This is a genomic window from Bacillus sp. HMSC036E02 (assembly GCF_001836235.1).
In the GTDB taxonomy this organism is placed as follows: domain Bacteria; phylum Bacillota; class Bacilli; order Bacillales; family Bacillaceae_G; genus Bacillus_A; species Bacillus_A cereus.
Map to the genome: position 1 here is coordinate 154,327 of NZ_KV827831.1, position 20,494 is coordinate 174,820.

The following is a 20,494-nucleotide window of genomic DNA, read 5'->3' on the forward strand; positions in this document are numbered from 1 at the left end:
GATTAAATGAATAAAGAGTCACCAGAAGAAAAAAGAGAGCGTATGAGACAAAGTGAATTAAAAAGTAATCCTACGGGTTCTTTACGTGACGGACTCAATAGAGCGGAAACGGGTAGTCCAGTTGATATAGCAGGCGGTATGAATTGGAAAGGTACAGGAATAATCATTTTAGTACTACTTTTAGGATACATTGTATACACTTATTTTTTCAGTTGAAGAATGCTTGTTAAAATTTTGATTTGTTTAGTTTCATAATTGTTGAGAAAAAATGTAGTTACTGTATTACATATCTTCTAAGCGAATTATAGTTGTTCATATCAACTTTTAATACTCCAAACAGAGCTAGCAAAATGCTAGCTCTATTCTTTTTTGCCACATTCCTGTAACAAAGCATCTGTATATTCATTGGTGGAGGTGCAGAGGATGAAAAAAACGATAGCGATATGTCTTCTTACAACTATGTCGTTTTCGACTTTAGTCGGTTGTGACGTAAAAGGTAGTAATGCTGTACAAGAGTCTAAAATAAAGAAAGCGACGTATAAAGATTTTACTTATGATGTAAATCCAGAAACATTCACATTAACTGTAGAACATGAGGGGGCAAAGGAACAGGCATCACAACCCCTACCGAAAATGAAGGTATCGAATGTAAAAAAAGAAAAGGATCGTACATCGTGGGAATATCCAGATCAAAAAGTAAAAATAAAATTAGAAAAGAAAAAAGACCACTTAAACATTGAAGTGGAATCGACTGGTGCAGAAAGCTTTACATGGCCGAAAGTAGAAGCTGAAAATTATACACTTCCGTTATGGGAGGGTAAGCAAATTCCGAGCAATGATGAGAATTGGAAGAAGTTTTTAAAGGATGATGCATATTCATTTGCTGAATCATTTTCTATGAAGTTTTTCGCATTAAATGGTTCGAAATATTCAATTGTATATATTGCAACAAATATGTTTAATAATGAATTGAAATTTCATTCGGATCCGAAAATAGGATTTGATTTTACACATGAATTTCCGAGCATAAATAAAAATAAAACATATGGATTTCAATTATATGTGACAAATAATGATGCGGTAAGCATTGCTAAACTGTATAAGGATGATATTGTTCGAAAAGGTGAATTTAAAACATTACAAGAAAAGGCTAGAAAAAATAAAGAAATCGAAAAGTTATATGGAGCGGCGCATTTTTATTTTTGGAATCAAAATGGTTTATTAGAAAATAATATAAATTGGCCAAAACTAAGGGAGCAAATAAATAGCCCGCTGTTTAGTCATATAAAAGAACTTATTCAAAAGAATAGTTCCGAGCCTGGGGAACTGAATGTATTGGATCAAGTAAGTAAACAAGATTTCATTGATAAGTATCAAAAAAATGTTATTTTACGTTATATAAACGAAGTATTATCGATGAAGGAATTTTATAAAGAGGATATTTTTCAAAACGTTAATCAGGAAGCTAGTGTGCTATTAAAGAAAGGTGTAGGTCACTTAACGAATACAGAATTGTATAGCTTAAATAAGCATTTATTAAAGTCGCTACTTGGTGATGCGGTTGAAGAGGTAAGTAAATGGGGTAATGCAGATGGAACGGATATATTAAAGGAAATGAAAGAGGCAGGAATAGAAAAAGCGTGGATTGGTCTGCCGAACTGGGAACAAGGATTTATGCAACCTAATTTCGTAACAAAAGCTAAGGAAATGGGGTATTTAGTTGGTCCGTATGATTCGTATCATTCCATTCACGAAAAAAGTGATAAAAATTGGAACACAGCATCCTTTAATGACCCGTCATTATACGAAGAGGCTACTGTAACGAAGAAAAACGGAGAAAAGGTGCAAGGCTTTTTAGGAAGAGGTCGCAAGTTAAACCCGACTTTATCGCTGCCTAGTGTAAAGGAACGCATGAATGATATATTACAAAATGGTCCTAAATATAATTCATGGTTTATTGATTGTGATGCGACAGGTGAAATTTACGATGACTATTCAGCGAAACATATAACGACGCAAGAGCAAGATTTAAAAGCACGTTTAAAACGAATGGACTACATTGCGCAAGAAAAGGGTATGGTCGTTGGTTCTGAAGGCGGAAATGATTTTGCTAGTAGTACGATTGCATTTGCACATGGAATTGAAACACCTGTTATTAAATGGGACGATGAAGATATGCGGAAAAATAAAACAAGTCCGTATTATGTCGGTGGATATTGGTCACCAAATCAAAATGTGCCTGAAAAATATGCAAAACAAGTACCATTGAAAGAAGAATATAAACAAGTATATTTAAACCCAGTATATTCGGTACCATTATATAAATTAGTATACAATGATTCCGTTATTACAACACATCATTGGGAATGGGGAAGTTTAAAGGCAAAAGATGAAGTTGGAAATCGAATGCTGTCTGAATTATTGTATAATGTTCCTCCGTTGTACCATTTAGATGAAGTAGAGTGGAATAAGCATAAAAAAGAAATTACAGAGCATCTAAAAGTTTGGAATGAAGTTCATGAAAAAGCAGTAAAAGAAGAGATGACGAATTTTGCGTATTTGTCAGAAGATAAGCTAGTACAATCTGTTTCTTATGGAAAAGATATTAAAATCATTGTGAACTTCTCAAATGAAGACATGGAAGTAGAAAAAACAAAAATAAAAGCAAAGTCGGCTTACATTGATAATCAGGGGAAGAAAAGCGTGTATACGCCGTTTGAGAAATAATAACGTCAAATATACTGTATTCATAGAGATTTTATAATTAGCTGGATTCTTTATTCATATCGTTTGTTAAGAAAAAGACATCCTAATTTAAAATGAAAGAGTTAATAAATTTGTAAATTCATATGTTGCGAAGTGCTAAATTTTTGAAATTGGTAAATAGTGACTTGCCAAAAATAAGTACGAGAGTATAATGTGAAATGGAATACGTATTGGGTTTAAGTAGTAACCTTACAAAATTGTAAGGTTAGTGAAAGGAAATTCAATATGAAGATAAATAGACTTACATTATACTTGGTAAAGAGAAAGAGAGGCGAATGGGTATGAGCTCTGAATTAGAACAAAATACGAGAAGTAATAAAAAGCGTTCTAAAAGAAAGTCAATAAAATGGTTCATATTAATTCCATTTTTCCTACTTATTTTTGGAGGAGTAGGATATGGTTCGTTTATATATAATAAAGCAAAAGCTGTTGTAAATGATGCGTATGCAAAAATTGATAAGTCATCAAAGCGTGATAAAGAAGTCGAACCTTTAAAGGATAATATTTCAATATTAATCATGGGTGTAGATGGAAGTGAAATGAGAAAAAGCCAATATGGCGAAGCAGTTCGAACAGATGCACTTTTATTAGCAACAATTAATAAAGATGATAAGTCTGTTAAGCTAGTAAGTATTCCACGTGATTCACGTGTTTACATTCCAACTAGAAAAAAATTAGATAAAATTACTCATGCTCACGTATTTGGTGGCGTAGAAAGCACACGCGATACGGTGGAAAGATTTTTGAATGTACCTGTTGATTATTATGTGAAGTTTAACTTTGAATCATTCGTACAAATTGTCGATTCAATTGGTGGTATTGATATTGATGTACCAGTTACTTTCACTGAACAAGATAGTAAAGACCAAGCTGGTATGATCCATTTAGAAAAAGGTTACCAACATTTAAATGGAGAACAAGCTCTTGCACTTGCAAGAACGCGTAAAATTGATAGTGACGCAATGCGTGGACAGAGACAGCAACTTGTAATAGAAGCAATTGCTAAAAAAGCGATGTCTGTTCAATCAATTAGCAAAATGGGCTCTTTACTAGATGCGGTTGATAAAAACATGAAAACGAACTTAACATTTGACGATATGCTTGCTATTACAAAAAATATGGCAGGATCTAATTTGGAAATGGAAAAAATGCAAATAGAAGGTACAGATAAACGTATCGGTGGTATTTATTATTACATTCCAAATGAAAAAAATGTAAAAGATATTTCCAAAAAATTAAATGATCATTTAGGTGTAACGCCAAAATCAGTCCGAAACGAATAATAAAAAAAGATTGGCTTTTGCCAATCTTTTTTTTTGGAATGTATTTGTAACTTTTCTGTAACGATTTTTTAGTTTAGAAAAATTATACTCATATGTATGAGTATAATGGATAGGTAAAAAAGTAAAAGGACATATTCAAAATTTGTGGTAAGGAAAGATATCATATGCAGAAATGGTTAAGCATGATGGGAATTATCTTTATATTGACTGGATGTAAAATGTCTGAAGCTCCAACAAGTCTAATGGAAGCTCCTACAAATGAAAAATGGATTAATGAATTAAAGGAACAAATTGATAAAGATTTACCTGTTAATTATCGCTTACTTACTCCAATGTCTAACAAAGATAAACAGATGATTTGGTCAATGAATTTTAAACAAGATAATAAGAAAGAAGCCATCTTATTTTATAAATTGCCGAATGAAGATCATAGCGTATATTTAGCCGTATATGAAGAAATTGGAAATGGCTGGAGAATAAAGTCCACACATAAATTTGATGGAGGAGATGTAGATATCGTTGAAGTCGGTGATTTTACAGGGAACGGGAAGAGAGAGTTGTTAATCGGAATCTCTGTAAATCGTGAATCGTTAGAACATGTTATGTATGTTTTTTCGGAAGAAAATGAAGAGATGAAGGAAATATATAATCGAAGTTATACGAAGTTATTCATAGAGGATCTAAATGAAAATGGACTGAAAGATATAAGCCTTGTTACATTTGAAAAAGATGAGAAGCTGACAGTTGAGTTCATGGAACAATTTAAGACTTTATCTGAAGTGTCATACGATCCATTTATAAATAGTATTCAAAGAATACAAATGGGTCGTATATCTAAATCACTAAAGGCGGTAGTAATTGATGCAGGAGTTGGCGCTCATTCAGGTATAACTTATGTAGCAAAATTTGATCAGGATCATTATGAAGTATTACCTATAGATGGGAAAGAAGATTTATTTAATGAATATGTTGTAGAAAGTAAAGATGTTAATGAAGACAGCATTATTGAATTTGTTCGTACTGTACGTCCAAAAGGTTGGGAGGATAAATCACATGGCGATAGTCCGCTTTTTGAACGTTACATACAGTGGAGTGAATCTGGAATTAAACCAATTGAAGAACGATATATAGATATAGAAAAAGGGTATTATGTGAAAATTCCTAAAGAGTTAATAGGGAAAATTACAATACCAGATCAGCAAAAAGAATCAAATTCTCAAAAGTTTTTGGATACAAGAACAAATAAAATATGGCTTGAAGTTCATATTTTTAAGCGGAAAGAATGGTTCAATATAAAAGGCTACAGCGCAGCAATTAAAACGGCTTCTCACGTATATGCAGTACCGAAGCAATCGGAATTTGAAAAAGTGAAAGCATATATAAAACCGCTAGCGGATTATCAACAAGAGTAGGAGGTGGGAATTATGTCAAAAATTTTAGTTTTAGAAGATGAATTAACGATCCGTAGCTTTATTGTTTTAAATTTAAAACGTGCTGGATTTTATGTAATAGAAGCTACTACTGGAGAAGAAGCGTTACAGATTTTGAGTGAACAAACTGTTGATATAGCACTGCTGGATGTAATGTTACCGGGGATTGATGGTTTAGAAGTTTGTAAGGCTATCAGGAAAGAAAATAAAAAAATGGGTATTATTATGTTAACCGCACGTGTACAAGATGAAGATAAGGTGCAAGGACTAGGAATAGGTGCAGATGATTATATTGCAAAACCGTTTAGTCCAGTAGTATTAACCGCACGTATACAGTCTTTATTAAGAAGAATAGAAGTACATGAAGAAAAAACGAATATTGTTACGTCAGGTCCATTTTCGTTAAATATTATAGAAGAAAGATTGTATAAAGATGGACAATTAGTCGATTTAACACCTACAGAGTATATGATATTACAGTATTTAATGAATCAGGCTTCAAAGCCAGTTTCGCGTGATGAAATTTTAAATATGATTTGGGGAACCAATTACGTAGGTGAGACGAAAGTAGTAGATGTAAATATGAGACGGTTACGTCAAAAGATAGAATGTAATCCATCAGAACCTGAATTTATTCTTACGGTGTGGGGAAAAGGATATGTGTGGAAGGAAAGTATGAGATGAAACGGAAAGTGACTTTATATTTTATGACGGTCATTACACTTATGCTTGTATTATTTGAAGTTGTATTTTCAGTCTCAATTTATCGATACTATTATAATGGTATTGTGCAATATATAGAGTCTCATGCGAAAACGAGTACACGTTTTTTTTCAGAATACAATTCACTATACTTTATTCGATTACAAGAATATAGTGGTGACATAATTAGTAGCTTTCAATTAGAAGGAACAGAATTACAGTTAATTGATCGTCACGGCTCGGTTATACAATCTTCAAGTGGTGAAAAGGTAGAAGGTAAAGTGAATATTCCACAATCATTATTAGAAGGTGAAATGTATAATCAAGTTACTACGAAAGGTAATAAAAAACAACTAGAGGTGCTAAGCCCACTTATACATCAAGGACAAACTATTGGTGTTTTAAAATATACGACTGTTTTAACAAATGTAAATAAAAAGATTATTGAAATTATTACGTTTACTATTTCTGTAGGTATTGTTATTTCGGGAGTCGCCTTCTTAATTAGTAGACGTTTGGCAAATTCATTTGTTGAGCCAATTGAATCCATTATTCAAGCCTCTTCACAAATTGCAGAAGGCACATTAAAGCAAAAAATTAAAGAAGATTATCCTGGAGAATTAGGTGAATTGGCACATAGTTTAAATTATATGGCCTATAAAATAGATAAGGCTGAGCAGATGAAAAATGAATTCATTGCTTCTATTTCGCACGAAATACGAACGCCTTTAACAGGAATTAAAGGTTGGAGTGAGACGTTAAAAACAGTAGATTATTTAACAGAAGAAGAAATAAAGCAAGGTATGGGCATTATTTCAGGTGAGACAGATAGATTGATTCATTTAGTAGAAGAATTGTTAGATTTTTCAAGATTACAATCAAATCATTTTAATTTATATAAACAAAAGGTGCAGTTGTACGATATACTAGAGGAGACGATTTGGCAATTAACTCCTAAATCGGAAGAGAAGGAAATTCAATTTATTACTACTATAGACCGAATTGAATTGATGGGAGATCGAAATAGGTTAAAGCAAGTTTTCTTGAATATTGTTCAAAATGCAATTAAGTATTCACATAAAAAAAGTACAATACACATTGAAGCGACTAAAATAGAAGGACAAGCAGTGATTAAGGTAAGAGACGAAGGGATTGGAATTGCTAAAGAACATTTACCATATATTGAGCAATCATTTTACCAAATTAATAATCATGCTGCAGGTGCAGGTATTGGTTTAGCTATCGTTAAAAAAATGGTAGAGCTTCATGGTGGTGTGCTTAGTGTTACAAGCAAAGAAGGAATAGGAACAACAATTTTGATAAAACTCCCATTATAATACAAATAAAATCTATTTATATGGTGAAATAAAAATAAATAGATGTATAATTATATTGGGCGATTTATATATAAGATTAATAGGGAGAGGAATTCGATAGAATGGAAAAAGCTTTAAAAATTAAACAAATAGTAGTCGTTTTAATAGCGATTGCCGCAGTAGCTATTGGGTATTACATGTTCCAATCAATTACTTCACCAGCAAAAGCTGTTGCGAAACAAGAAAATGTAGTGCAGCTTGCAAGTGAACAGCCGAAAGTTGAAATGAATAAAACGGCACCAAGTCGTTTTAATGGAAAAGAAAGAAAAGTTGCTTATCTTACATTTGACGATGGGCCAGGGAAATATACGGCTGAATTATTAAATACGCTAAAACAACATGATGCGAAGGCGACGTTCTTTTTAATTGGAGCGAATGTAAAAGAATTTCCTGATTTAGTGAAACGTGAAAATGCTGAGGGTCATTATGTAGGCATGCATAGTATGACACATAATTTCGCAAAGTTATATAAAAATGGCGAGTATGTAAATGAGATGAAAGAAGATCAAGGTTTAATCGCTAATATTATTGGGAAATCACCTAAATTAACACGTCCTCCATATGGTTCGATGCCTGGATTGAATGAAGGTCTTCGAAATAAAGTGGTAGAAGGCGGATTTAAAGTATGGGATTGGACAATTGATTCATTAGATTGGAGATACAATAAAATGCCAGTTGATGCAGCTGCAGCACAAATTGCTCAAAACGTATTAACCAACGCAACAAAACCACAAGAAGTAATTTTAATGCATGATATTCACCCGCAATCAGTTGCTGCTGTGCCAGCAATTTTAAAGGGGCTAAAAGAAAAAGGTTATGAGTTTGAAGCTTATCATGAAGAGAGTCACTTCCCAGTGAACTTCTGGCATGATAACCGTATGTAATGGAGGAATTGACGTTGAAGTATGGAAAAGTAGCAGTAGTTGGAGCGTTATCAGTAGGACTTTTAACAGGTTGTTTCGGTGAAAAGCCAGAAGAAAATTTATATACAGCTTTTGAAACAGCAGCAACACAAGAAAAATCTTTAGTGGATGAAGCAAAAAAATTAGAGCAGTTAGAGAAACAAGGCCAAGAATTATATTCTCAAATTTTGCAAGAAGGCAAAGATCATAATGAAGCAGTTGTGAAGAAACTAGAGCAAGCTACTGCAAATGTAGATGATCGTGAAAAAGTATTGAAAAATGAAAAAGAAATGCTAGAAAAAGCTCAGAAAGAAACAAAATCTGTACAAGGAAATATAGAGAAGCTTGAAGATAAAAAGTTACAAAAACAAGCAAAAGCAGTAGAAGAGTCGTATAAGAATCGTTATGATGCATTCCAAAAGATGAATGAAAATTACACGAAAGTGTTAGCGACTGAAAAAGAACTGTATGAAAAATTAAAAGTAAAAGAAACGAAATTAAAAGAAATCGGTGAAAAAGTTAAAACTGTTAATGAATTAAATGTGGAAGCACAAAAGTCGAAAGAGCAGTTTAACAAATTTACAAAAGAGTATAATGACAGTAAATTAGCATTCTACAAAGATGCAGAAATTAAGATTAAAGATCAGAAATAAAGAAGAATCTAAAGTGTAATAAAAAGCCGGAGAAACATCGTTATAAATGTTTTTTCGGTTTTTTACGTTAAATGAATAGAAAAGACTGGAATTGATATCATAAAAGAGTTATAGTGAGTTATTCTAAGGGAAACATTGTAAAGTAAGGAGAATGGGAATATGTCATATGAATTTTTACTCAAATTAGGTTTAGCACTCTTTTTAGGATTATTCATCGGGATAGATAGGCAGCTAAAGAATAAACCACTTGGTGTGAAAACAAGTATGGTTATTTCTGTAGCAAGTTGTTTAATTACGATGGTTTCAATTGAATCTGTGCATGTATATTCTGTTCCAGGACATACAAATATGGATCCGATGCGACTGGCCGCTCAAATTGTTAGTGGAATTGGTTTTCTTGGCGCAGGTGTCATTTTACGAAGAAGTAATGACGTTATTTCTGGATTAACAACAGCTTCTATGGTGTGGGCTGCTTCAGCTTTAGGAATCGCAATTGGTGCAGGATTTTATTTACAAGCGACAGTTGCTATGGTTTTAATTATTTTAGCGATTAATGTACTTCCGCAACTTGTGAAAATTGCAGGACCGTATTCATTAAGACAAAAGGATTTATCTATAAAAATTACTGTTAAAGAGCATCATGAATTAGATGGTATATTTAAGCAAATTAAAAATTTAGGCATGCATGTGAAACGCGTGAAAATTAAAGATATAGATAGTGGAGCATTTCAGCAACTGGAGATGGTTATTTTAGCTCCAGAAGATTTATATACAACAGAGTTATATAGTTCCCTGAAAGAGATTGATCGAGTAGTTTCAGTTGAAGTGGAAAGTAGATAATTGTGATAAAAAAGAGTGAAGTGAATTCACTCTTTTTTATTTGGATTTTTAAGGAATGAAATTGATATAATGATGAGTAATAAGGGGAGAGAAATGATGGGAATACATATTAGAAGAGCAATAAAGGATGATATACAAGGTATAGCAAAGGTGCATGTTGATAGTTGGAAGACAGCGTATAAAGGGATATTTGCTGAAGAAATTCTAGATAATATAGCATATGAGAAACGAGAAAAACAATGGGAAGATATTTTTCAAAAAGAAGGTAATCATCAATTTAGATTTGTAGCAGAGAATTTAAATGGAGAAATAGTTGGATTCATCGATGGGGGAGTAGAAAGAACTGGTACATATAATTGTGATGGAGAATTATATGCAATCTACCTTTTACAACAGTATCAAGGAATGAAAATAGGACAAAAGTTATTTCAAGCTTTATTATCGGATTGTATAAACAATGATATGCAATCACTTTTAGTTTGGGTTGTTACGAATAATCCTTCTAAAAAGTTTTATGAAAAATTTAACCCTGAAAAAATTGATACGAAATTTTTAGAGAGAGTAAGGGTAGAAGAAACAGCGTATTGTTGGAGAGATTTGAATTTGTTATACAAAAAGTTATATAGATTTGCTTAAATAATATTATTATGTAAACTTTATGTTTGAAAGAGGTATACCAATTAAGGTATACCTCTTTTGTTTAACCATTTTGGATAGATTACTAATGAAAAATAATAAGTATGTAGTTTGAAACTGAGTATTTTTTTCTTGTATTTTTAACTAGATTAAAGAAAAGAGGGAAAACAAGAAAAATTAAATCAGATAAAAAAATTCTGAAATATACTCTTGAATTGAATATCATTATCAATTAGAATCATAATTGATAACGACATTCAATTATCGTTTATTATATAAAATTTCGATAGCTTTAATATAAAGAGGAGGACCAACATGCAGCTTGCGAAACAAATCGCAGAACATGCAACATTACAAAGCTTTTTAAACTGTTATTTAAGAGAAACAGGGAGTGGAGAATGGATTACAGAGGATGAAAGAATGAAAAGTATCTTCAGTAATACGTTGAATAGAGATACAGTCCCCACATATTTATGTTGTCGGCTATCGGCACAGAACGTTACTTTGTATGGAGAAGTTATATATAAATCACCAACAGATCGCCATTTGTTTGGAGAACAATTTTATTATCAAATTGGAGATAGTAATTCTGTTATTACAGCAGATTACGTTACAGTTATTACGTTTTTAATAAAAGAGATGTCGATCAACTACGGAGAAGGAACGAATCCTGCGGAACTTATGCTTCGAGTTATCCGTAGTTGTCAAAATATTGAGGAATTTACAAAACAGAGAATAGAAGATACATCCGCATTATACGGTTTCCATACAACTTTTATAGAAGCGGAGCAGTCTTTATTATTTGGGCATTTAACTCATCCTACACCAAAGAGTAGACAGGGGATATTGGATTGGAAAAGTGCAATGTATTCTCCAGAATTAAAAGGGGAATGTCAGCTTCATTATTTTCGGGCACATAAAAGTATAGTAAATGAAAAATCATTATTATCAGATTCTACAACAACGATTATAAAAGAAGAATTAAGTAATGATGAGATGGTTAGTAAGGAATTTATAGCGAAGTACTGTAAGGAAGATCAATATGCATTAATTCCAATTCATCCGCTTCAGGCAGAATGGCTCTTGCATCAAGCTTACGTACAAGATTGGATAATTCAAGAATTGCTTGAGTATATTGGTCCTGTAGGTAAGTATTATATGGCAACATCATCACTAAGGACGCTATATCATCCCAATTCGAAGTATATGCTTAAGTTTTCATTTCCGGTGAAAGTAACGAATTCAATGCGTATTAATAAACTGAAAGAACTTGAGAGTGGTCTTGAAGGGAAGGAAATGTTAAATACGGCTATTGGTGAAGTACGAGAAAGATTTCCAGGATTTGATTTTATTTGTGATCCAGCCTTTATTACATTAAATTATGGAACACAAGAATCTGGATTTGAAGTGATTATTCGTGAGAATCCTTTTTATAGCGAACATGCAAACGACGCAACATTAATTGCTGGGCTAGTTCAAGACGCTATACCTGGGGAGCGTACGCGGTTATCGAATATTATTCATCGCCTAGCAGATTTAGAAAGTAAAAGCTGTGAAGAAGTAAGCTTAGAGTGGTTTAGACGATATATGAATATTTCTTTAAAGCCAATGGTATGGATGTATTTACAGTATGGTGTTGCATTAGAAGCTCACCAGCAAAATAGCGTTGTTCAGCTAAAAGATGGTTATCCGGTCAAATATTATTTCCGTGATAATCAAGGATTTTATTTCTGTAATTCAATGAAAGAGATGCTTAATAATGAATTAGCTGGTATTGGAGAACGTACTGGAAATTTATATGACGACTATATTGTGGATGAGAGATTTCGTTACTACTTAATTTTCAATCATATGTTTGGCCTCATTAATGGTTTTGGCACAGCAGGATTAATTAAGGAGGAAATTCTTCTCTCGGAATTAAGGTCTGTACTTGAATCATTTCTTCCATATAACCGGGAACCTTCTACATTTTTAAGAGAATTATTGGACGAAGATAAGTTAGCGTGTAAAGCAAATTTACTAACGAGATTTTTCGATGTCGATGAGTTAAGTAATCCATTGGAGCAAGCTATTTATGTGCAAGTACATAATCCACTCGTTAGAGAAGTGGCTGTTCGTTCATAAATAATGTTAAAATTTCACGTAATACAAATAATGGTATTTTGTCATAAAGTGGAGGGTTTTTATGAGAGTGGACATGTATCATACGAAAGTATTGAAGGCGCTCGAATCAGAAGATTACATTTCAGTACGAAGAAGAGTGCTACGTCAATTAGTAGAATCGTTAATTTATGAGGGGATTATTACACCGGTTCGCATAGAAAAAGAAGAACAACTTCTTTTTCTAATACAAGGACTTGATGAAGAAGGCAAAAGTGTCACGTACAAATGCTATGGCAGGGAACGGATGACATTTGGACGTATTTCGTTAGACTCATTAATAGTAAGAGTTCAAGATGAACAGCAAGAAATACAATCTGTCTCGCAATTTCTAGAAGAAGTTTTTCGGGTTACTAGTGTAGAACAAGCTAAATTAGATTCTTTTATACACGAATTAGAACAAACAATATTTAAAGACACGATTGCACAATATGAAAGAAATAATAAGAGAGAATATACTCAAAAATCTTACGATGAGTTTGAAAGCCATTTAATAGACGGCCATCCATATCATCCTAGTTATAAAGCACGTGTTGGATTTCAATATCGTGACAATTTTCAATATGGTTATGAATTTATGCAGCCAATAAAACTCATATGGATTGCAGCGCATAAGAATTATGCGACTGTAGGTTATGAGAATGAAGTGATGTATAACAACCTTTTAAAAGAGGAGATTGGCGATCGTAAATTAGAAGAATTTATGGAACGAATTCGTAATAAGGGATGTAATCCAAAACAGTACGTGTTTATACCTGTTCACCCATGGCAGTGGGTGAATTTCATCATTTCAAATTATGCGGATCATATACAGGGGAAATTTATTATTTATTTAGGAACATCAGAGGACGATTATTGCGCGCAACAGTCAATGAGAACATTAAGAAATATTACGAGTCCAAAGAAACCGTACGTTAAATTATCGATGAATTTACTCAACACTTCAACACTTCGTACGCTGAAACCATACTCTGTTGTGAGTGCACCAGCAATATCAAATTGGTTAAATGATGTTGTAAGTAATGACGCCTATTTAATGGATGAAGCACGTTTAATCTTGTTAAATGAGTTTTCCAGTGTAACGTATGACACGAATAAAAAAGCTATATATGGTTCATTAGGATGTATTTGGCGCGAAAGCATTCATAAGTATTTAGATGCACAAGAAGATGCAATTCCTTTTAATGGTTTATACGCTAAAGAGAAAGATGGTACACCAATTATTGATGCGTGGTTGAATAAATATGGAATGAAGGATTGGCTACAATTACTTATTCAAAAAGCGATAATACCAGTTATACATCTTGTTGTAGAGCATGGCATCGCACTGGAATCACATGGACAAAATATGATTCTAGTTCATAAAGAAGGGGTGCCTGTTCGTATTGCGTTAAAGGATTTTCATGAAGGGCTTGAGTTTTATCGTCCATATTTGAAAACGGTTGACAAATGTCCCGACTTTACTAAAATGCATAAAACATATGCGAATGGAAAAATGAATGATTTCTTTGAAATGGATCGCATTGAATGTTTGCAAGAGATGGTGTTAGATGCACTATTCCTGTTTAATTTAGGAGAATTAGCATTCGTACTTGCGGATGAATATGGATTGAAAGAAGAACATTTTTGGATGATGGTTGTTGAAGAAATTGAAAATCATTTAAGAATATATCCACATTTGAAAGGTAGATTTGAAAATATTCAATTATATGCACCTACATTCTATGCTGAACAATTAACGAAACGTCGATTATATATGGATGTGGAATCGCTTGTTCATGAAGTTCCAAATCCATTGTATAAAGTAAGACAACTTATGAAACAAAAATCAGCTGTTACAGGGGGAAATTATGCTAATCGTTAATAAACAAGAGTATAGCAAAAGTGATTTTGAATTGAGATTACAAGTTTATGAGGAAATGGAACAATTTAAAGAAGCAGAAGGAAATAGATTTGCACTTTGTCTGAAAGATCCATTCGATATTATTACGATTGTGTTTTTCTTAAAAGAAAAGAAATCATCAGTATTACTTATACATGAAGATACACCAAAAGAAACAGCTATTGAAATGGCAAAGCGTGCAAATTGTGTAGGAATTTTATATGGAGAATATGGCGATTGTACAAAATTAGAAGTAGGGAACTTTTTACTAGAAGAGCCTTCTTTACTGCAATATAGTTCTGGAACTACAGGGGAACCGAAACTAATTCGTAGAGCATGGACGGAAGTTGATACGGAAATTACCGCTTATAATGAAGCTTTAAACTGTGAAGTAGATGAAGTGCCAATCGTTATGGCTCCTGTTTCACATTCATACGGACTAATATGTGGTACTTTATCAGCAATTACGAGGGGGAGCCAGCCTGTAATCATTACGAATAAAAATCCTAAATTCGCATTAAATATAGTTCGCAATACAGAAAAACATATTATATATGCAGTACCACTTATGTTACACATTATGGGGAGTTTTCCATTAGGAACGTTCCATTTTCATAAAATTATGACATCAGGATCGCCTTTGCCAGAAGCACTATTTTATAAACTAAAAGAAATGACAACATATATGATGCAGCAATATGGTTGTTCTGAAGCAGGTTGTATTAGTATATGTCATGATATGAAGAGCCATTTAGATTTAGGAAACCCTCTACCTCATGCGAGTATAAGCATAGGTTCAGATGAAAATGCACCGGAAGAAATCGTCGTGAAAATGAATGATAAGGAAATCTTCACGAAAGATTTAGGGTATAAATCTGAGCGTGGCATTCATTTTATGGGGCGTATGGACGATGTAATTAATGTTTCGGGATTAAAAGTCTTTCCTATAGAGGTAGAAGAAACGATGCTTCGATTGGAAGGTGTTCAAGAGGCAATTGTATATCGAGGGAAACATCCTGTCATGGGCGAAATAGTTAAAGCGAAAGTGATCTCTCATGTTGATCCAGTACAAATAAGAGAATGGTGTATTCAGCACTTACCTTCTTATAAAGTTCCCCATGAAATTGAAAGTGTAAATGAAATTCCTAAAAATAAAACTGGAAAAGTAAGTAGAAAGTTACTAGAGATGGGAGAGGTTACAACATGAGACGGGAAGCGTTAAAGAATGCCGTGTTAAAAATTATGATTGAAAAAATGGAACTGAAAAATGTAACGCATTTAGAAGAAACGATGCGCTTAAATCAAGATTTATATATAGATTCGGTAATGATGTTACAGCTTATTGTATACATAGAAATGGATGTAAAGCTATGCGTTCCAGAGGATGAGGTAGATCCAAAGGCATTTCTTACTGTAGGATCTTTGCTTGATTTTATGGAGGAGTTACAGGAAATAAATGTGAATAACTAACCTTTAGGAAAGTGGATGAGAGTATGACTTCAATTAAAGTGCACTGTTTAGTGAGTTGTTTTTGTGAAATTATAAAAAGGCGTAGCGACATTGATTTTCGTCCATTTTATTTTGGACTATGGGATGGAGATTTTGATATAACAGAAGGCGGAATTATTTCATATCACTCTGAAAACATTAACCATGATCATTATTTACTTTGGTTTGAAAAATTGTACGGTATTAAAGTAAACGAATGGTATGATCATGCAAAAGATAAAGATAGCAATGTAGAAACGTTTTTAGAATTAGTAGAAAACAAGCCGGAAAATCGTTATGTCATTGTAATGGTTGATATGTCTCTATTACCAGAGAGGGAAAATAAATTTCATCAAAAACCGTTTCCACATTATTTAATGATATCAAAAACAGAGAAAGAAGAAGAGTGGTTCATGCTAGATCCTGATTTTCGTTGGGAAGGAAATATGGAAAGAGAAAAAGTACTTCACTCTATTCAAGATAACCCATTTGGTGGAGGGTATTTCATTGATATAGAAGGAATTGGGGAGCCAACGCAAGAAACAGTAGCTAGTTATTTCACAGAAACATTCAAAAAGAACGACAATGAACTGACTATGGAGCTGAAAAATTTAATTGTAAAAATGGCAAATGAGGAAGAAGGATATGCGCTTTCTGGACTTGTAGCAGCAGTAAAACAAATACCAGTACTTGCAATTCGTAAATATAGTTATGAGCATGCCTTTGCATACTTCCGTGAAACGTTGCAATATTCGGAGCAAGAATTTGATTATTGGTGTGATCGGGTAGAGGATATTGTACAAGGATTTACAAATGTACAGTATCGTGCAATTAAAATGGCAATGACGAATAATAAAGGTATGCTAGTATCGATTATTGAAAAACTGGATGAAATGAATGCAATTGAACTGCAAATTAAGAAGGAATTAGAGAGACAGTTTCTATCATGGAAAGGTATGAAAACAAATCAGTCTGTCGCAACTTTTTAATAAGCTAACTGAATTTAAGATAGGGGAGTTTAATGCTATGAAATATTCGCTATGTACCATTTCATTTCGTCATCAATTAATTTCATTTACTGATATTGTTCAATTTGCATATGAAAACGGTTTTGAAGGAATTGAATTGTGGGGGACTCATGCACAAAATTTGTATATACAAGAACGCGAAACGACAGAACGAGAATTGACTTTTCTAAAGGATAAAAACTTAGAAATTACGATGATAAGTGATTACTTAGATATATCATTATCAGCAGATTTTGAAAAAACGATAGAGAAAAGTGAACAACTTGTAGTACTAGCTAATTGGTTTAATACGAATAAAATTCGCACGTTTGCTGGGCAAAAAGGGAGCAAGGACTTCTCGGAACAAGAGAGAAAAGAGTATGTGAAGCGAATACGTAAGATTTGTGATGTGTTTGCTCAGCACAATATGTATGTGCTGTTAGAAACACATCCCAATACACTAACAGACACATTGCCTTCTACTATAGAACTATTAGAAGAAGTAAATCATCCGAATTTAAAAATAAATCTTGATTTTCTTCATATATGGGAGTCTGGCGCAGATCCAATAGACAGTTTCCATCGATTAAAGCCGTGGACACTACATTACCATTTTAAGAATATATCTTCAGCGGATTATTTGCATGTGTTTGAACCTAATAATGTATATGCTGCAGCAGGAAGTCGTATTGGTATGGTTCCGTTATTTGAAGGTATTGTAAATTATGATGAGATTATTCAGGAAGTGAGAGGTACGGATCTTTTTGCTTCCTTAGAATGGTTTGGACATAATGCAAAAGAGATATTAAAAGAAGAAATGAAAGTATTAATAAATAGAAAATTAGAAGTAGTAACTTCGTAATGTGAAATGATGTGAGAGTCTCGTTTTAGAGGCTCTTTTTTTATGGTAAAAAATAACCAAAAATTTCCATGTATTTTAATTTGAATTTAACACAATTTATATATAAATAAGGAGGTGATTGGTAATGGCTAGAAATCGTAATTCTAATCAATTAGCATCACATGGAGCACAAGCAGCTTTAGATCAAATGAAATATGAAATTGCACAAGAGTTTGGTGTACAACTTGGCGCTGATACTTCTTCACGTGCAAACGGTTCTGTAGGCGGTGAAATTACAAAACGCCTTGTAGCGATGGCAGAACAACAACTTGGTGGCGGATATACTCGCTAATTGTAGAAGGTTATAGGAGAAAGGAAGGATTCTTCCTTTCTTTTTTTTTCAATTAATTGGTATGGATATATTGTGAACTGGATTCAAAGAATAGGAATAATACTATAATTTCCCCAATTTCTTTTGTTGTGAATGGGAAGTAGTAAAGATGTAATAGCCCTGGTGGAATGAAAAGTTACGTTCCAGCGGGGCTATTATATGGTAAGAAATATATGATGAAAGGTTTCGAAGCCAACATGTTAAAAAAAGAAAACTGTTGTTTAATTGCGCTTGCATCAGTTCCACTTGTTATGACATTAGGGAATTCAATGCTCATCCCAATTCTGCCGACTATTGAAAAGAAATTACATATTTCATCGTTTCAAGTATCCATGATTATTACAATTTACTCTATCGTAGCCATTCTACTTATACCGATTGCTGGTTATTTATCAGATAGATGGGGACGAAAGATGGTAATGGTTCCGAGTTTGCTGATTGCAGCTATAGGAGGAGCGATAACTGGTTGGGTATCTTGGAAAGTTGATAATCCCTACAATTGGATATTGATTGGTAGAGCGATTCAAGGTATTGGTGCTGCTGGTGCAATGCCAGTTGTTATACCGTGTGTTGGTGATTTATACAAAGACGAAAAACAAGTTAGTACAGGTTTAGGAATCATAGAAACATCCAATACATTTGGGAAAGTGCTGAGCCCTATTTTAGGGTCTGCTCTTGCTGCCGTTGTATGGTTCTTACCATTTTGGGCGATTCCAATTTTATGCGTAGTATCAATTGTTTTATTACTTGTTCTAGTAAAGGCAAAGAAACAAGAAGGAGAAGTACCACCACTTAAAGAGTTTATAAAATCTATTCTGTCTACGTTTCGAGAAAAAGGAAGATGGTTAATTGCCATTTTTGCATTAGGTGCAATTATTATGCTTATTTTATTCGGAATTCTCTTTTATTTGTCGACTATACTGGAATCAAAGTATGACATTCATGGTATATGGAAAGGGTGTGTGCTTGCTATCCCGTTACTTGTACTGTCACTTAGTTCATATATGGCCGGTAAAAAAATTGGAGATAATCAAAATGTTATGAAGAAGTGTATCTATATTGGTTTTTTAATGGCAGCTGCATCAGTCATCATTCCTTTATTTATAAAAGGGATTTATTTACTACTTCTTTGTCTCGTTATTATGGGGATAGGGATTGGTATGGCACTCCCATGTTTAGATGCCCTCATTACACAAGGAATTGAAAAGGAGCAAAGGGGAACAGTTACGTCATTTTACAGTTCAATGCGATTTATCGGTGTAGCAGCTGGACCACCTTTATATTCTTTTTTCATGAAAGGGGCGGACCATGAAGTGTTTTATTTGACTAGTATTTTCGCTGCCATTGGTGCTGTCATAGCAATCATTTGGATTAAACCAGCAAAGGATGCAAAGGCGGTAAAACAGAAACCGGAACCTACTTCATAATTTGTAAGAGAATTGCATGATGTTTTGAGTAACATGCAATTCTCTTTCGTTCATTAAGAATAAATAACTTGTTTTAACATATAAAGTGCGACACCCCATATGATGAGACCAGAAAATTTATTTAATAATAAAATTGTCTTTCCGGTTGAGTCTAGTCTTTTTAGAAATTTCCCCGCTAAAGCTAAGCTTATAAACCAAATCCAAGAAACGATAATAGTTGCAAGTGTGAAAGCCCATTTTTCACTTCCTATGTATTGAATAGAATTTGTTCCAATTACACCGATTGTGTCTAAAATAGCATGTGGATTTAATAACGAAACTGATGCTGCGAAAAGGATTTGCTTTTTTAAGGGCATACTTTTTTCTTGTGTTACATCGTTGGAAGGGCTACTTCTCCAAATAACAAAGCCCATGTATAGGAGAAAGAAAAATCCAATTATATATAATGAGTTAGTTAGCCAAGAAAAAGTAAGGAGTACAAGGGAGACACCTTGCACTGCAATCAATATGAGTAACGTATCACATATAGAGGCAGTTAATACTACAGGGGCTGCCCTCCAAATGTTTGGTTGGCTCGCACCTTGGTTAAAGACAAAAACATTTTGTACACCTAATGGAATGATAAGTCCAAATGCAAGAATGATACCATGAATAATTGCTTCACTCATCATATTACCTCCTATTTTAATTCATTATGATAGTGTATATTG

19 protein-coding genes are annotated in these 20,494 nt (G+C 33.3%); 18 read left to right on the forward strand and 1 reads right to left on the reverse strand.

The window, feature by feature from the left end:
* Positions 1 to 6 precede the first annotated feature (6 nt).
* The 18 genes from HMPREF2590_RS10100 to bcbE all read left to right on the forward strand — a co-directional run bounded on the left by HMPREF2590_RS10100 (position 7) and on the right by bcbE (position 19,784).
* The gene (locus tag HMPREF2590_RS10100) at positions 7 to 216 is read left to right on the forward strand and encodes a DUF6366 family protein (protein WP_001031483.1); all 210 of its coding nucleotides are present in this window, start codon (positions 7 to 9) and stop codon (positions 214 to 216) included.
* Between the two features lie 207 nt (positions 217 to 423).
* A complete protein-coding gene (locus HMPREF2590_RS10105) occupies positions 424 to 2,727 on the forward strand; it encodes a glycoside hydrolase (RefSeq protein ID WP_000750825.1) in 2,304 nt (767 codons plus the stop codon).
* 320 nt (positions 2,728 to 3,047) lie between these two features.
* Entirely contained in the window at positions 3,048 to 4,049 is a 1,002-nt protein-coding gene (locus tag HMPREF2590_RS10110) for an LCP family protein (RefSeq protein WP_001987131.1), read from the forward strand.
* 164 nt (positions 4,050 to 4,213) lie between these two features.
* The gene (locus HMPREF2590_RS10115; protein ID WP_001174865.1) at positions 4,214 to 5,461 is read left to right on the forward strand and encodes a hypothetical protein; all 1,248 of its coding nucleotides are present in this window, start codon (positions 4,214 to 4,216) and stop codon (positions 5,459 to 5,461) included.
* Between the two features lie 12 nt (positions 5,462 to 5,473).
* The gene (locus tag HMPREF2590_RS10120) at positions 5,474 to 6,163 is read left to right on the forward strand and encodes a response regulator transcription factor (RefSeq protein ID WP_000036071.1); all 690 of its coding nucleotides are present in this window, start codon (positions 5,474 to 5,476) and stop codon (positions 6,161 to 6,163) included.
* A complete protein-coding gene (locus HMPREF2590_RS10125; RefSeq protein WP_000824533.1) occupies positions 6,160 to 7,518 on the forward strand; it encodes a sensor histidine kinase in 1,359 nt (452 codons plus the stop codon). The genes HMPREF2590_RS10120 and HMPREF2590_RS10125 overlap by 4 nt, the downstream gene beginning before the upstream one ends.
* Positions 7,519 to 7,619: 101 nt before the next feature.
* Positions 7,620 to 8,441, forward strand: coding sequence for a peptidoglycan-N-acetylglucosamine deacetylase (locus tag HMPREF2590_RS10130; RefSeq protein WP_000409484.1), 822 nt, complete (start codon positions 7,620 to 7,622; stop codon positions 8,439 to 8,441).
* A 14-nt stretch (positions 8,442 to 8,455) separates the two neighbouring features.
* The gene (locus HMPREF2590_RS10135; protein WP_000873574.1) at positions 8,456 to 9,112 is read left to right on the forward strand and encodes a YkyA family protein; all 657 of its coding nucleotides are present in this window, start codon (positions 8,456 to 8,458) and stop codon (positions 9,110 to 9,112) included.
* 159 nt (positions 9,113 to 9,271) lie between these two features.
* Entirely contained in the window at positions 9,272 to 9,952 is a 681-nt protein-coding gene (locus tag HMPREF2590_RS10140; protein WP_000119510.1) for an MgtC/SapB family protein, read from the forward strand.
* Positions 9,953 to 10,045: 93 nt separating this feature from the next.
* On the forward strand, positions 10,046 to 10,588 hold the full coding sequence (locus tag HMPREF2590_RS10145) for a GNAT family N-acetyltransferase (RefSeq protein WP_043328419.1): 543 nt from the start codon (positions 10,046 to 10,048) through the stop codon (positions 10,586 to 10,588).
* 315 nt (positions 10,589 to 10,903) lie between these two features.
* Positions 10,904 to 12,712 carry an IucA/IucC family protein gene (locus HMPREF2590_RS10150; protein ID WP_001175123.1) on the forward strand — a complete coding sequence of 603 codons (1,809 nt, stop codon included), beginning with the start codon at positions 10,904 to 10,906 and terminating at the stop codon, positions 12,710 to 12,712.
* 61 nt (positions 12,713 to 12,773) lie between these two features.
* Entirely contained in the window at positions 12,774 to 14,612 is a 1,839-nt protein-coding gene (locus tag HMPREF2590_RS10155; RefSeq protein WP_001261834.1) for an IucA/IucC family protein, read from the forward strand.
* Positions 14,599 to 15,837, forward strand: a complete 1,239-nt coding sequence (locus HMPREF2590_RS10160; RefSeq protein WP_070861395.1) for an AMP-binding protein — start codon at positions 14,599 to 14,601, stop codon at positions 15,835 to 15,837. The genes HMPREF2590_RS10155 and HMPREF2590_RS10160 overlap by 14 nt, the downstream gene beginning before the upstream one ends.
* Complete coding sequence (gene asbD, locus HMPREF2590_RS10165) at positions 15,834 to 16,100, forward strand: petrobactin biosynthesis protein AsbD (protein WP_001250561.1); 267 nt, start codon at positions 15,834 to 15,836, stop codon at positions 16,098 to 16,100. Before HMPREF2590_RS10160 ends, asbD begins: the two co-directional genes overlap by 4 nt.
* 23 nt (positions 16,101 to 16,123) lie before the next feature.
* Complete coding sequence (locus HMPREF2590_RS10170; protein WP_000200704.1) at positions 16,124 to 17,107, forward strand: DUF6005 family protein; 984 nt, start codon at positions 16,124 to 16,126, stop codon at positions 17,105 to 17,107.
* 37 nt (positions 17,108 to 17,144) lie between these two features.
* The gene (locus tag HMPREF2590_RS10175) at positions 17,145 to 17,987 is read left to right on the forward strand and encodes a sugar phosphate isomerase/epimerase family protein (RefSeq protein WP_000877670.1); all 843 of its coding nucleotides are present in this window, start codon (positions 17,145 to 17,147) and stop codon (positions 17,985 to 17,987) included.
* A 124-nt stretch (positions 17,988 to 18,111) separates the two neighbouring features.
* A complete protein-coding gene (locus tag HMPREF2590_RS10180; protein ID WP_000113545.1) occupies positions 18,112 to 18,318 on the forward strand; it encodes an alpha/beta-type small acid-soluble spore protein in 207 nt (68 codons plus the stop codon).
* 236 nt (positions 18,319 to 18,554) lie between these two features.
* Positions 18,555 to 19,784: a bacillibactin exporter BcbE gene (gene bcbE / locus HMPREF2590_RS10185; RefSeq protein ID WP_033667350.1), complete on the forward strand. Its 1,230-nt coding sequence runs from the start codon at positions 18,555 to 18,557 to the stop codon at positions 19,782 to 19,784.
* Between the two features lie 53 nt (positions 19,785 to 19,837).
* On the opposite strand, the gene HMPREF2590_RS10190 is transcribed toward bcbE, so the two are convergent.
* The gene (locus tag HMPREF2590_RS10190) at positions 19,838 to 20,452 is read right to left on the reverse strand and encodes a LysE/ArgO family amino acid transporter (protein ID WP_001287305.1); all 615 of its coding nucleotides are present in this window, start codon (positions 20,450 to 20,452) and stop codon (positions 19,838 to 19,840) included.
* Between the last annotated feature and the right edge of the window lie 42 nt (positions 20,453 to 20,494).

Excerpts from the sequence above, each read along its gene's own strand:
- HMPREF2590_RS10100 (WP_001031483.1), top strand. The coding sequence starts at position 7 with ATGAATAAAGAGTCACCAGAAGAAAAAAGAGAGCGTATGAGACAAAGT.
- HMPREF2590_RS10105 (WP_000750825.1), top strand. The coding sequence starts at position 424 with ATGAAAAAAACGATAGCGATATGTCTTCTTACAACTATGTCGTTTTCG.
- HMPREF2590_RS10110 (WP_001987131.1), top strand. The coding sequence starts at position 3,048 with ATGAGCTCTGAATTAGAACAAAATACGAGAAGTAATAAAAAGCGTTCT.
- HMPREF2590_RS10115 (WP_001174865.1), top strand. The coding sequence starts at position 4,214 with ATGCAGAAATGGTTAAGCATGATGGGAATTATCTTTATATTGACTGGA.
- HMPREF2590_RS10120 (WP_000036071.1), top strand. The coding sequence starts at position 5,474 with ATGTCAAAAATTTTAGTTTTAGAAGATGAATTAACGATCCGTAGCTTT.
- HMPREF2590_RS10125 (WP_000824533.1), top strand. The coding sequence starts at position 6,160 with ATGAAACGGAAAGTGACTTTATATTTTATGACGGTCATTACACTTATG.
- HMPREF2590_RS10130 (WP_000409484.1), top strand. The coding sequence starts at position 7,620 with ATGGAAAAAGCTTTAAAAATTAAACAAATAGTAGTCGTTTTAATAGCG.
- HMPREF2590_RS10140 (WP_000119510.1), top strand. The coding sequence starts at position 9,272 with ATGTCATATGAATTTTTACTCAAATTAGGTTTAGCACTCTTTTTAGGA.
- HMPREF2590_RS10145 (WP_043328419.1), top strand. The coding sequence starts at position 10,046 with ATGATGGGAATACATATTAGAAGAGCAATAAAGGATGATATACAAGGT.
- HMPREF2590_RS10150 (WP_001175123.1), top strand. The coding sequence starts at position 10,904 with ATGCAGCTTGCGAAACAAATCGCAGAACATGCAACATTACAAAGCTTT.
- HMPREF2590_RS10155 (WP_001261834.1), top strand. The coding sequence starts at position 12,774 with ATGAGAGTGGACATGTATCATACGAAAGTATTGAAGGCGCTCGAATCA.
- HMPREF2590_RS10160 (WP_070861395.1), top strand. The coding sequence starts at position 14,599 with ATGCTAATCGTTAATAAACAAGAGTATAGCAAAAGTGATTTTGAATTG.
- asbD (WP_001250561.1), top strand. The coding sequence starts at position 15,834 with ATGAGACGGGAAGCGTTAAAGAATGCCGTGTTAAAAATTATGATTGAA.
- HMPREF2590_RS10170 (WP_000200704.1), top strand. The coding sequence starts at position 16,124 with ATGACTTCAATTAAAGTGCACTGTTTAGTGAGTTGTTTTTGTGAAATT.
- HMPREF2590_RS10175 (WP_000877670.1), top strand. The coding sequence starts at position 17,145 with ATGAAATATTCGCTATGTACCATTTCATTTCGTCATCAATTAATTTCA.
- HMPREF2590_RS10180 (WP_000113545.1), top strand. The coding sequence starts at position 18,112 with ATGGCTAGAAATCGTAATTCTAATCAATTAGCATCACATGGAGCACAA.
- bcbE (WP_033667350.1), top strand. The coding sequence starts at position 18,555 with ATGTTAAAAAAAGAAAACTGTTGTTTAATTGCGCTTGCATCAGTTCCA.
- HMPREF2590_RS10190 (WP_001287305.1), bottom strand. The coding sequence starts at position 20,452 with ATGAGTGAAGCAATTATTCATGGTATCATTCTTGCATTTGGACTTATC.